Annotated in this window: 12 protein-coding genes; 4 read left to right on the forward strand and 8 right to left on the reverse strand. The window is 73.5% G+C overall.

Annotated features, from left to right (window positions below; all coding sequences use genetic code 11):
- From LH044_RS03795 to LH044_RS03825, 7 genes are all read right to left on the reverse strand, one after another.
- Complete coding sequence (locus LH044_RS03795) at positions 1 to 1,524, reverse strand: class I adenylate-forming enzyme family protein (protein WP_227760060.1); 1,524 nt, start codon at positions 1,522 to 1,524, stop codon at positions 1 to 3.
- Between the two features lie 40 nt (positions 1,525 to 1,564).
- The gene (locus LH044_RS03800; RefSeq protein WP_227758473.1) at positions 1,565 to 2,533 is read right to left on the reverse strand and encodes an acyl-CoA dehydrogenase family protein; all 969 of its coding nucleotides are present in this window, start codon (positions 2,531 to 2,533) and stop codon (positions 1,565 to 1,567) included.
- A complete protein-coding gene (locus tag LH044_RS03805; RefSeq protein ID WP_227758474.1) occupies positions 2,530 to 3,681 on the reverse strand; it encodes an acyl-CoA dehydrogenase family protein in 1,152 nt (383 codons plus the stop codon). The genes LH044_RS03800 and LH044_RS03805 overlap by 4 nt, the downstream gene beginning before the upstream one ends.
- Positions 3,682 to 3,760: 79 nt before the next feature.
- Complete coding sequence (locus tag LH044_RS03810; RefSeq protein ID WP_227758475.1) at positions 3,761 to 4,531, reverse strand: SDR family NAD(P)-dependent oxidoreductase; 771 nt, start codon at positions 4,529 to 4,531, stop codon at positions 3,761 to 3,763.
- Positions 4,532 to 4,625: 94 nt separating this feature from the next.
- Complete coding sequence (locus tag LH044_RS03815) at positions 4,626 to 5,390, reverse strand: enoyl-CoA hydratase/isomerase family protein (protein ID WP_227758476.1); 765 nt, start codon at positions 5,388 to 5,390, stop codon at positions 4,626 to 4,628.
- Positions 5,391 to 5,417: 27 nt separating this feature from the next.
- Positions 5,418 to 6,314 carry an enoyl-CoA hydratase gene (locus LH044_RS03820; RefSeq protein WP_227758477.1) on the reverse strand — a complete coding sequence of 299 codons (897 nt, stop codon included), beginning with the start codon at positions 6,312 to 6,314 and terminating at the stop codon, positions 5,418 to 5,420.
- A gap of 70 nt (positions 6,315 to 6,384) precedes the next feature.
- The gene (locus LH044_RS03825) at positions 6,385 to 7,569 is read right to left on the reverse strand and encodes a cytochrome P450 (RefSeq protein ID WP_227758478.1); all 1,185 of its coding nucleotides are present in this window, start codon (positions 7,567 to 7,569) and stop codon (positions 6,385 to 6,387) included.
- Positions 7,570 to 7,838: 269 nt separating this feature from the next.
- Here LH044_RS03825 and LH044_RS03830 point away from each other — a divergent pair, with 269 nt between their 5' ends.
- Complete coding sequence (locus tag LH044_RS03830; protein ID WP_227758479.1) at positions 7,839 to 8,516, forward strand: DUF427 domain-containing protein; 678 nt, start codon at positions 7,839 to 7,841, stop codon at positions 8,514 to 8,516.
- A gap of 32 nt (positions 8,517 to 8,548) precedes the next feature.
- Here the strand turns inward: LH044_RS03830 and LH044_RS03835 are convergent, their stop codons facing one another.
- The gene (locus tag LH044_RS03835) at positions 8,549 to 9,745 is read right to left on the reverse strand and encodes a cytochrome P450 (protein WP_227758480.1); all 1,197 of its coding nucleotides are present in this window, start codon (positions 9,743 to 9,745) and stop codon (positions 8,549 to 8,551) included.
- A gap of 224 nt (positions 9,746 to 9,969) precedes the next feature.
- On the opposite strand from LH044_RS03835, the gene LH044_RS03840 reads away from it, so the two are divergent.
- Genes LH044_RS03840 through LH044_RS03850 form a run of 3 tightly spaced genes read left to right on the forward strand, consistent with a single transcriptional unit; the run spans position 9,970 to position 12,279 of the window.
- Positions 9,970 to 11,283 carry a cytochrome P450 gene (locus LH044_RS03840; protein ID WP_227758481.1) on the forward strand — a complete coding sequence of 438 codons (1,314 nt, stop codon included), beginning with the start codon at positions 9,970 to 9,972 and terminating at the stop codon, positions 11,281 to 11,283.
- Positions 11,280 to 11,492: a ferredoxin gene (locus LH044_RS03845; RefSeq protein WP_227758482.1), complete on the forward strand. Its 213-nt coding sequence runs from the start codon at positions 11,280 to 11,282 to the stop codon at positions 11,490 to 11,492. The genes LH044_RS03840 and LH044_RS03845 overlap by 4 nt, the downstream gene beginning before the upstream one ends.
- A 28-nt stretch (positions 11,493 to 11,520) precedes the next feature.
- Complete coding sequence (locus tag LH044_RS03850) at positions 11,521 to 12,279, forward strand: SDR family NAD(P)-dependent oxidoreductase (RefSeq protein WP_227758483.1); 759 nt, start codon at positions 11,521 to 11,523, stop codon at positions 12,277 to 12,279.
- The last annotated feature ends 4 nt before the right edge of the window (positions 12,280 to 12,283 follow it).

Consider the following 12,283-nt stretch of genomic DNA (forward strand, 5'->3'; position numbering starts at 1 on the left):
TCACGAGCGCGCTCCGGGCCCGAGCTCGCCGGTGAGCCACCGGTCCCGCAGCTCGCGGCGCAGCGCCTTGCCCGACGGCAGACGGGGCACCTCGGGCACCGCCACGACGGCGCCCAGCCGCTTGTACCCGGCGAGCGACCGGTCGACCAGGTCCGCCAGCTCGCCGTCCGCGACCCCGATGGCCGGATCGAGCACGACCGCGGCCACGGGCGCCTCGCCGCGGCGGTCGTCGGCGACGCCGAACACCGCGCAGTCGAGCACGGCGGCGTGCCCCAGCAGCACCGACTCGATCTCGGCCGGCGCGACCTGGAACCCGCTCACCTTGATCATGTCCTTCGAGCGGTCGGTGAGCCGGACCCAGCCGCCCTCCTCGACCACGCCCACGTCGCCGGTGCGGTACCAACCGTCGTGGAACGCCTCCTCGTCGGCGGCCTCGGGCAGGTAGCCGGCCATCGTCGACGGGCCACGGGCCTCGAGCTCGCCGGTCGCGCCGGCGGGGAGCGGCTCGCCCGTCACGAGGTCGACGACCCGGAGCTCGACGTCCGCCGGCGGCAGGCCGGGGCTGTCGAGCCGCCACGACGCCGGGTCGTCGACCGGGTTCACGGCGAGCACCGGGACCTCGCTCGCGCCGTACGCGGCCAGGAACGGGACGCCCGTGCGGGCCGTCACCGTCGCCGCCACCGAGGCCGTCACGGGCGTGGCGCCCCACATGACGTAGCGGAGCGACGAGAGGTCGAACGACTCGAGCCGCGGGTGGTTGGCCATGGCGAGCGCGATCGGGGCGACGGCCATCTTGAGCGTCATGCGGTCCTCCTCGATCGAGCGCAGCTCCTGGTCGAGGTCGAAGCGGCGGTGGAGCCGGACGGCGGCGCCCGCCCGCAGCGCGGCGAGCAGGTTGAGCAGGCCGAGGATGTGCGACGGCGGGGTCGAGACCTGGAACCGGTCGTCGGGCCCGAGCCCGAGGGCGGCGACCCAGTGGTCGGTCGCGGCCAGGAGCGACGCGTGGGTGTGGCGCACCGCCTTGGGCATGCCGGTGGTCCCCGAGCTGAACACGAGCACCGCCTCCCCCGACCCGTCCCCCTCTGGTCGCGGCGGCTCGTCGCCCGCGGCGTCGACGGGGCGGCTGATCGCCGCGGCGTCGAGGTCGACCACGGCGTCGGCCCCGAGGCGGTCGGCCAGGATCCCGCCGTCGCCGGCGTCGACCAGGGCTCGCCGGGCCCCGGTGAGGTCGAGGGCGTGGTCCACCTCTCGCTCGCGCCACGCGGGGCTGAGGAGCACCGCCGCGGCGCCGAGCCGGCAGAGGGCGAGCACGGCGACCGGCAGCTCGGCCCGGTTGCCGCTGCGGACGGCCACCCGGTCGCCCGGGCGCACGCCCCAGCGGTCGAGCTGCGACGCGAGCCCGGTGCAGGCCGCGTCGAGCTCGGCGAAGGACCAGGACCGGTCGCCCTCCCGGATCGCGGCCCGCCCGCCGTGGGTGGCCGCGGCGTCGGTGAGCACCGCGTCGAGCCGACCGGACCGGGCCATCGTCGTCACCGCTGCCAGGGCCCTGTCGCGGCCCGCGCCGTCAGGCCGCGCCGGCGGCCATCACGGCCGCGGGGTAGGCGGGATCGACGCCGGAGGTGCGGAGCCAGGCGCCGAGCTCGTGGGTCAGCTCCGCCGAGGAGCCGAGCAGGGCGTCGAGCAGCAGCACGCGGCTGTGGAACAGGTGGTGGTCGTGCTCGGCGGTGAAGCCGATGCCCCCGAAGGCCTGCAGGGCCCGGTCGCAGGCCCGCCGGCCGTTCCGGCCGGCGATGGCCTTCACGACCTCGCCGAACCGCTCGGGAGGGTCGCGCCGGACGTCGACCCCGCGCCGCACGACCGCGTCGACGGCCACGCAGTCGGTGCCCGCCCACGACAGCAGGTGGCGCAGCGCCTGGAACGTGCCGATCGGACGGCCGAACTGCTCACGGACGCACGCGTACTCCGTGGCCATCCCGACGACCTGCTCGGCGGCGCCCAGGATCTCGGCCGCGGCGCCGAGCCGGCCCAGGTAGGCAGCACGAGCCCGGACCGCGGCGGCCGGCGCTTCGGGCAGGTCCGGGCGGCGACCGGCGAGGTCGACCTCGACCTCGACGACGGACAGCCGTCCGGGGACCTCGATCTCGGTGCGCCCGACGTCGCCGGCCTCGACGACGTGGGCGCCACGACCGGGCTCGTCGAAGAGGATCGAGCGGTCCGACGCCGCCCCGGTGAGCACCCACACGTCGCCCCGGGCCGGCGAGCGGCGGGCGATCGCGGCCACGATCGACCCGGGCGCCGCGCCCAGCAGCTCGACGTGGGGCTGGGCCAGCAGGCCGCCGAGGGCCGGCGTGTCGGCGAGCTGGCGGCCCTGGGCCCGCAGCGCGCCGATGACGGCCGAGGCCGCCTCGTCGTCGTCGAGCGCCGGCAGCAGGTCCCACCACGTGAGCGCGTCGAGTGCGGCGTCGCCCTGCTCGGCGCCCATCGCCCGCACCGCGGCGGCCGTGAACTCGTCGTCGACGGCGATCGCGGTCACGGCAGCCCCAGGATCTGCTTGGCGATCGTGTCGAGCTGCATCTGCTGCGACCCGCCGTAGACGGTGACGATCCGGGAGAAGAGGTACTCCTGCCGCCGCACCGCCACGTCGGGGACCTGCAGTCCCACGGCGATGTCGGGATCGCCGGCCAGCGCCCGGTCGTGGACCGACTGCTCGGCGGCGCAGAGCAGCAGCTTGTTGAAGGCGGCGCGCGGTCCGAGGGTGGCGCCGGTCGCGTGCGCCGCGATGCCGTCGTAGCCCGCAGCCGTGGCCGCGGCGAGGTCGAGCAGCGCGTCGCCGAGCGCGGCGTCGTCGCGGCCGGTGGCCCGGTGGGCGGTTGCGAGGAGCTCCTGGTACTGGAAGCAGTGGCGGAACCAGGCGAACGTCCCGCGCTCGTGGCTCAGGATGTGCATGGCGACCGCCCAGCCGCCGCCGACCTCGCCGACGACGCGGTCGGCCGGGACGTGCACGTCCTCGAAGTGGACCTCGGCCAGCTCGTCGGTGCCGTTGGCCTGCTCGATCGCCCGGACCTCGACGCCGGGCTGGCGCAGGTCGACGACCAGCGCGGTCAGTCCCCGGTGCCGCGACGCGGCGTCGCCGGTCCGGACCAGCAGCAGGCACCACGTGGCGTACCGGGCCCAGCTCGTCCAGATCTTGTTGCCGTTCACGACGTAGTGGTCGCCGTCGAGCACCGCGGTCGTCCGGAGGCTCGGCAGGTCCGAACCCGCGTCGGGCTCGGAGAACCCCTGCGCCCAGAGCTGGCGCCCCGACAGGTACTCGGGGAGCAGCTCGGCGACGAGGTCGGTCGGGCCGTGGGCCGCGAGCACCGGGGCGAGGATCTCGAGGTGCTCGAACAGCGCCATGCCGGGGAGGCCGCGGCGGGCCAGCGCCTCCCACATCGCGGCCCGGTGGACGATCGAGCCGCCGGCACCCCCGAGCTCGACCGGCCAACCGACCCGCGACCAGCCGGCTGCGTGGAGGTCGCCCATGAACCGGCGGAGGACCTCGACGCGCCGCTCGTAGTCGGGCTCGGGCTCGCAGGCGGCGGCCAGCGAGTCGGGACCGGGGTCGAGCCAGCGGGCCAGCTCGGTCGAGTAGGTCGGCAGGTCGAGCGGGCGGTCGACGGTGTCCGGGGCCAGCGCTGACATTGACGTCAATGTAGAAAACGGTGGCCGACGCCGCAACCGCAGCGCCGGGCGACCGCACGATCGCGGCGGCCTCGGGGCGCTACTTCGGCGGGAACCGCAGCGCGCCGTCGAGGCGGATGTTCTCGCCGTTGAGGTAGTCGTTGCGCACGATCGACTCGACCAGGAGCGCGAACTCGTCGGGCCGCCCCATGCGCTTGGGGTTGACGATGCTGCCGACGAGCTTCTCCTTCAGCTGCTCCGGCGCGGACTCCATGATCGGGGTGCCCATCGTCCCGGGGGCGATCGCGCACACGCGGATACCGACCGGGGCGAGGTCGCGGGCGAGCGGGAGCGACATGCCGAGGATCGCCGCCTTGGCCGCGCCGTACGCGAGCTGACCGGTCTGGCCCTCGAGGCCCGCGATCGACGCGGTGTTCACGACCACGCCGCGCTGGCCGTCCTCGTCGGCGTCGTGCTCGGAGATCGCAGCGGCGGCGAGCCGCGTGACGTTGAAGGTGCCGACGGCGTTCATCGCCATCGTGTCGATGAAGCCCTGCTTGTCGTGGGGCGTGCCGTCCCGGCTGAGCGTCCGCCAGCCACCGGTCGCTCCGCCGGCCACGTTGACGACGATCGACAGGGTGCCCACACCCTCGGCGGCGGCGATGGCGCCGGCCACGTCGTCGTCGTCGGTCACGTCGCCGCCGACGCCGACTGCGGCGTCGCCGAGCTCGTCGGCGAGGGCCACCGCCCGGTCGCCGTCGCGGTCGAACACCGCGACGCCGACGCCGAGGTCGACGAGGTGGCGGACGGTCGCCGCCCCGAGGCCGCCGGCCCCTCCGGTCACGATCGCGGAACGGCCTTCGAGCTGCATCTGGTCCCCCTGTTGGTGAGTGCCGGCCGAGGTCGGTCGGCCGGCGGTCGGACAGTACGGCCCGGCACCGGTGCCGGCGCCGGTGGCGTCCCGCTCAGCGAGAGCGCTCGAGCATGCGGGCGAGGTTCGCCCGGAACGCGGGTTCGTCGAACGACCGGGTCTCGGCGTCGATGCTCGGGCGCAGCACCGAGTCGACCGCGGCGCGCAGTGCGGTGTTCAGCGCGACCTTCGTCTCGCGCACCGCCTGCGGGGGCAGCGCGGCCAGGCGCCGGGCCAGCTCGGTGGCGACGTCGAGCGCCGTGCCGGTCGGCACGACCCGGTTGGCGAGCCCCAGCTCGAGCGCCTGGGCCGCGGGGAGGCGGTCCCCGAGCAGCAGGAACTCCTTGGCCCGCAGCAGGCTGGTCAGGAGCGGCCACGTCAGGGCGCCGCCGTCGGCCGCCACGAGGCCGAGCATGACGTGCGGGTCGGCGTAGTACGCCTGCTCCTCCATCACGACGAGGTCGCTCATCGCGGCCAGGCTGCAGCCCAGCCCGACGGCCGGGCCGTTGACCGCGGCGACGATCGGCACGGGCACGGCGGTCATCGCCTCGACGATGTCCACCCCCTCGGCCATGATCCGCTCGCGCAGCGCGAGGTCCCCGGTCATGCGCTGCAGCAGGTCGAGGTCGCCACCACCCGAGAAGGCCCGCCCGCTGCCGGTCAGCACGATCGCCAGCACGTCGGGGTCCGCCGACAGCCTCGGCCAGACCGCCGCGAGCGCGCCGTGCAGCGCCTCGTCGGTCGCGTTCAGCGACTCGGGCCGGTTCAACGTCACGACGGCGATGCCGTCGTCGACCGCCACCAGGAGCTCGTCACCCATCGTGTCCCTCCTCGTCCCGTCCGACCCTCAGCCCTCGGCCCGGACCTGGTCGCGACGCGCCGGCACGACGGGCGGCGCCTCCTTCCAGTTCGGGACGCCGTCGGACTCCTGGGCGATCGGGTACCGGTCGTCGTGCACCTGCGCCCAGTGCGAGTGGTTCAGCTCGTGCAGCGTGAAGCACGCGTTGAGCGCGTTGTAGAAGCCCATGTTGTCGACGCTCTGGTTGACCGCCTCCTTGATGAGCAGGGCGGCCATCGTCGGGGTGTCCGCGATGCGGCGTGCGAACTCGAGGGTGCGCTCCGGCAGCTCGTCGACCGGGAACACCTTGGACACCATGCCGAGCTGGTACGCCTCGTCGACCGACAGCGAGTCGCCGGTGAGCAGGAGCTCCTTCGCCTTCCTCGGACCGAACTCCCACGGGTGGGCGAAGTACTCGACGCCGCACATCCCCAGGCGGGTGCCGACCACGTCCGCGAACACCACGTCGTCGGCGGCGACGATGAGGTCGCAGGCCCACATGAGCATCAGCCCCGCGGCGTACACCGGCCCGTGCACCTGGGCGATCGTGATCTTGCGCAGGTTGCGCCAGCGCCGGGTGTTCTCGAAGTAGTGGTGCCACTCCTGGAGCATCAGGCGCTCGGCCCCCTGGCGGGTGGCGCCGTTCTCCTGCCACGACGGATGCGTCTGCATCTCCTCGATCGACACCTTCGAGCCGAGGTCGTGGCCCGAGGTGAACATGGGGCCGGCGCCGCCGAGGATCACCACGCGCACGTCGTCGTCGGCCTCGGCCCGCAGGAAGGCGTCGTGCAGCTCCACGAGCATCCCGCGGTTCTGGGCGTTCCGCGCCTCGGGCCGGTCCAGCAGGATCCGCACGATGCGGCCGTCGTCGAGCGGCTCGTAGCGGACGTACTCGTACTCGGACATGGTGTGCGTGCTCCCTCGATCGGATGTCTGGTTCGGTCGGGCCGCCGGCGGGCGACCGTCGTGGCGGTGGTCAGCCGGTGCGCACCGGCAGCCGCTCCCACCCCCGCACGTGGGCGGTGTGGGCCTGCTTGGCGTTGTCCCAGTCGACGTCCCACTCGGGCCACCGGTCGAGCACCTCGTCGAGCGCGACCCGCCCCTCGACGCGGGCGAGCGCGGCGCCGAGGCAGAAGTGGATGCCGTGGCCGAAGCTGAGGTGGCTGCGCTGCTCCCGGTGGATGTCGAAGCGGTCGCCGTCGGCGAACTCCCGGTCGTCGCGGTTGGCCGACCCGTTGAGCAGCACGATCACGCTGCCCGCGGGGAGGTGCTCGCCGTACCACTCGACGTCGCGGGAGCAGACCCTCGCCTGGACCGGCGACGGCGCCTCGAAGCGCAGGATCTCCTCGACCGCCTGGTTGACGAGCGACCGGTCCTCCACGATCTGGCGGCGCTGGTCGGGGTGCTCGGCCAGCAGCTTGCCCGTCCAGCCGATCAGCCGCGTCGCCGTCTCGTTGCCCGCGCCGGCGATCATCACGATGTACAGCAGGGCCTCGTCGCGGGTGAGCGTGCGGACGGTCCCGGTCTCGTCGGTGAACTCCGTGTGGATGAGCTCGCTCATCAGGTCGTCGCGCGGGTGCGCCATGCGGTCGTCGACGTATGGGCTGAAGTCGACGCCGCCGAAGGGCCCCTCGTCGCGGTCCACGTCGAGCGAGAGGGCCGCGTCCATGCGGTCGCGGATCTCCTCCTGGTCGTCCTCGGGGATGCCGAGCAGCATCCCGATCGTGCGCATGGGCATCTGCGCGCCGAGGTCGGCGATGAAGTCGAACCCGCCCGAGCCGACCAGCGGGTCGAGGCTGCGAGCGCAGAAGGCCCGGACCTGGTCCTCGAGCGCGTTCATGCGGCGCGGCGTGAACACCCGGGACAGGAGGCCGCGGTGCACGTCGTGGACCGGCGGGTCCTCCATGAGGATGATCCCCGCCGGGACCTCGATCCCGGCCTTGATGAAGTCGAGCGTGGACCCCTTGCCGGAGCGGTAGGCGTCCCAGTCGCGCATCGCCTCCTGGACGTCCGCGAAGCGGCTCAGCGCCCAGAAGTCGTGGCGCTCGTTGTACCAGAGGGGCGCCTCCTCCCGGAGCCGGCGCCACACCGGGTACGGGTCCCGGTCGAGCTCGATGTCGAACGGGTCGTAGTAGAGCTCGGGCTCCTCGACGGTGGTCACTCCGGCCTCCTGCTCGCCCTCGGACCGGCCACCCCGGAGCCGGCGGCACCGCCGCCCGCACCACCGTCGCCGACCGGCGTTCCCCCGGCGCTCGTGCCCCCGCCGGGATCGGATGGACGTCGGCGGCGACCATAACACCGGCCGATCGGAGGGGTGATTCCGACGTCGACGTCGGTTACCGTCCCCACGGTGGAGCCGCCGGCCGTCGTCCTGCACCCGGGAACACCGACGGCGGCCCCCGTCCAGCGGGCCCTCCCGGCGGGGTCGGCGTGAGCCTCACCCACGTCCGCGGACCGCTGGGCACGGAGCCGGCCGGCTCGTCCTCCCCTGCCCTGCCCGACGGCGGCACCACCTACGTCGAGCCGCACCCGCGCCGGATCCGCGGCGTGGTCGACGGGGTCGCGGTGATCGACACCGAGCGGGCCCTGCTCGTGCACCGCCCGGGCCGCACCCTCCAGTACGCCTTCCCGGCCGACGCCGTGGCGGACCTGCCGTCCGAGCCCGCTCCCCTGTCGCCCGGCTTCGTCACCGTGCCGTGGGACGCGGTCGACACCTGGACCGAGGAGGGACGGGAGCTCGTGCACTACCCGCCCAACCCGTACCACCGGGTCGACTGCCGTCCGGGCGACCGACGGCTGCGCGTCGAGGTCGCCGGCGAGGTGCTCGTCGACGCCGACCGCACCGTCGCGCTGTTCGAGACCGGGCTCGCGCCGCGGCTGTACGTGGAGCCGGGGCTCGTCCGCACCGACCTGCTGCGCCGGTCCTCGACGTCGACCTACTGCAACTACAAGGGCTGGGCGACGTACTGGGACGCCGTCGTCGACGGGTCCATCGTGGCCGACGTCGCCTGGTCCTACGAGGAGCCGCTGGCCGAGAGCACCGCCATCGCCGGGCACCTGTCGTTCGACGCGGCGCGCGCCGCGGTCGTCGCCGAGCTGCCGGGCTGAGCGCGCCGGTCCGGCCGGCCGGGCCCCGACGCTCAACCGAGGTGGACGGGCAAGGTCTCCCATCCGCGCATCGTCGAGGTGTACACCCGCCGGGCCGCGTCGTCGTCGACCTCCCAGTCGGGGAACCGCGCCAGGACCTCCTCGAGCGCGATCCGCCCCTCGAGCCGGGCCAGCGAGGCGCCGAGGCAGAAGTGGGCGCCGTGGCCGAAGGTCAGGTGCGTGCCGTCGGTGCGGTGGATGTCGAAGCGGTCCGGGTCGGTGAACCGGCGCGGGTCCCGGTTGCCGGCGGCCACGACCAGCATCAGCGCGCTGCCGGCCGGCAGCGTCTGACCGTGCAGCTGGACGTCGACGTTGACGTAGCGGGCGATGCTCGCTCCGGTCGGCTCGTAGCGGAGGACCTCGTCGACCACGCTCGGCAGCAGCGAGGGATCGGCCGCCACCTCTCGGCGCACGTCGGGGTGGTCGCCGAGGATCCGGCCGAGCCAGCCGATCAGCCGGCCGGTGGTCTCGAAGCCGGCGCCGGCGATGACGCCGACGAAGATGAGCAGCTCGTCCCGGGTCAGCCGGCGGGTGACGCCGCTCGAGTCGGTGAACTCGACGCCGAGGAGTTCGGTCACCAGGTCGTCCGACGGGTGCTCGGCGCGCCAGTCGACGTACTCGCCGAAGCTGTCGGCCGTGAAGTAGCGATCGCGGCGAACGGCCATCGGGCTGCCCGCCTCGGAGTGGAGGCGCCGGTCCGTGCGGTCGCGCTCCGCCGGCTGCATCGAGTCGGGGATGCCGAGGAGCATCCCGATCGCCCGCATCGGCAGCTCGTCGCCGAGGTCGGCCACGAAGTCGAACCGGTCCGCGCCCTCGAACGGCTCGAGGCACGACACGCAGAACGCCCGGATGCGGTCCTCGACGTCGCGCATGCGCCGCGGCGTGAACGCCCGGGCCACGAGCGCCCGGTGGATCGTGTGGTCGGGCGGGTCCTCGTTGATGAACATCCCGGGCGGGATCGCCGGATCGGCCTTGATGACCTCGAGGATGTTGCCGTGCGCCGAGCTGTACCGGTCGACGTCGCGGAAGGCGGCCTCGATGTCGGCGAAGCGCGACAGGGCCCAGAAGTCCTTCTCCTCGTTGTGGTACAGCGGCGCCTCCTCGCGGAGCCGGCGGTACACCTCGTTCGGGTCAGGCGCCAGCTCGACCGTGTACGGGTCGTAGTGGAGCTCCTCGCTGGCGATCGACATCGAGACCCCCCGGTCGGCGCGGATGCTGCTGTGCGAGTGCCCACGCAGCGATGGCGGGTCGGCCAGGGCTGCGTAGGCGAACGCTGCTGTGCGACTGCTTAGCACAGGCGATGTGGCTCGGGGACGGTCATGCCGTTGGATGAGACCGACGTGCCCGTCCCACGGAAACGTCGTTCTCTCACGCGCTAGCTTCTGACGACGGACGGGCACACCGGGTGGGGGCCATGAGCGACGACGCCACGACCGAGGACACCATGACCCAGGACATCGACGCGCCGGACTTCTTCACCGACGGGGAGCTGCTGCGCGACCCGTACGACTGGTTCCGCGCCCTCCGTGACGAGTGCCCGCTGCGCCGCGAGGTGCACCACGACGTCGTGATGGTGACGGGCTACGACGAGGTCGTGTCGATCTACAACGACACCGAGCACTTCTCGTCGTGCACCTCGGTGACCGGACCGTTCCCCGGCTTCCCGGTCCCGGTCGACGGCCTCGACGACATCTCGGAGCTGATCGAACAGCACCGCGACGACCTGCCGTTCAGCGACCAGCTGCCGACGCTCGACCCGCCGGTCCACACCGACCACCGCGCCCTGCTCGCCCGGATGATCACGCCGAAGCGCCTGCGGGAGAACGAGCAGTTCATCCGCCGCATCGTCGACGAGCAGCTCGATCACGCCCTGTCGGGCGACGGCCGCACCGAGCTCATCGGCGACTTCGCCGCACCCGTCGCCATGCTCGTGGTCGCCGACCTGCTCGGCGTCCCCGAGGAGGACCACCCTGAGTTCCGGGAGGCGATGCTCAACAAGGCCGGCACGGTCGGCAGCACCAAGGGCGAGGACATGAAGCACTCGCCGCTCGAGTACCTGTACGAGCGGTTCGGCGTCTACATCGCCGACCGCCGGGCGGCGCCGCAGGACGACGTGCTGACCGGCGTCGCCGCCGCCACGTTCCCCGACGGCAGCACGCCCGAGGTCATCGACGCCGTGCGCGTCGCGGCCAACCTGTTCGCGGCCGGCGGCGAGACGACCGTCCGCCTGCTGAGCACCGCCGCCATGTTGATCGCCGAGGACCCCGAGCTGCAGGCGTCGCTGCGCGCCGACCGCTCGCTGGTGCCCAACTTCATCGAGGAGTGCCTCCGCTACGAGTCGCCGGTCCGCGGCGACTTCCGCCTGTCGAAGGTGCCGGTGACCGTCGGCGGCGTCGAGCTGCCGGCCGGCACCACCGTCATGCTCGTGAACGCCGCCGCCAACCGCGACCCGGCCCGCTTCCCCGACCCCGACGTGTTCGACCCCACGAGGGAGAACGCCCGCAGCCACGTCACCTTCGGGCGTGGCGTGCACACCTGCCCGGGCGCACCGCTGGCCCGCGCCGAGGCGGTCGTGAGCATCGAGCGGCTGCTCGACCGGACCGCCGACATCGCCATCGACGACGAGCACCACGGACCGCCCGACGCGCGGCGCTACCGCTACGTGCCGACGTTCATCCTGCGTGGGCTGACCCAGCTCCACCTGCGGTTCACGCCGGCGGCCGGGTGAAGGTCACCGTCGACCCCGACCTCTGCGCGGCGCACGGGGCCTGCATGGTGATCTGCCCGGAGGTGTTCCGGATCGGGGACGAGGGCTGGGCCGAGGTCCTGGTCGACGAGGTGCCCGCCGAGCTCGAGGAGCAGGTGCAGCGCGCCGTCGTGCAGTGCCCGACGCAGGCCATCTCGGTCACCGTCGACCGCTCCGCTCACGCAGACTGACCGCCTCGGACCGGACGAGGGAGACGACATGCCGTTCGAAGGCACCACTGCGATCGTGACGGGCGGCGCGTCCGGCATCGGGCTCGCCATCACCGAGGCGCTCGCCGAGCAAGGCTGCTCCGTGGCGGTGCTCGACCTCCAGCAGGAGGCGCTCGACGAGCAGGTCGCCCGGCTGCGCGACCTCGGGCGCGACGTCCACGGCCACGTCTGCGACGTCACCGACCGCCCGGGCGTCGAGGCCACGGTCGAGCGGGTACGGGAGGAGCAGGGCGTGCCGCTGATCCTCGTCAACAACGCGGGGCGGCCACTCTTCCGGCCCTTCCTCGGCATCACCCTCGAGGAGTGGCAGGGGGTGCTCGACGTCAACCTCACCGGCACCTTCCACCTCTGCCAGGTCGTCCTGCCGGGCATGGTCGACGCGGGGTGGGGACGGGTCGTGAACATCTCGTCGTCGAGCACCCACGGCGGCCAGCCGTACCTGTCGGGCTACGTCGCGGCCAAGAGCGCGGTGGTCGGCCTGACCAAGTCGCTCGCGCTCGAGCACGGTCCCGACGGGATCACCGTCAACACCATCCCGCCCGGGTTCATCGACACGCCGATGCTGCAGGCCGACGCCGCCCGCGGCCGGCTCGGGCCCGGCGGGGTCGACGACGCGATCGCCCGCACCCCGGTGCGCAGGATCGGCCGGCCCGAGGACATCGCCCACGTCTGCGTGTTCCTGTGCCAGGACGAGTCGTCCTACATCACCGGCCAGGTGATCGGCGTCAACGGCGGCCGCAACACCTGACGGC

This window comes from Dermatobacter hominis (assembly GCF_020715685.1).
Taxonomy (GTDB): domain Bacteria; phylum Actinomycetota; class Acidimicrobiia; order Acidimicrobiales; family Microtrichaceae; genus Dermatobacter; species Dermatobacter hominis.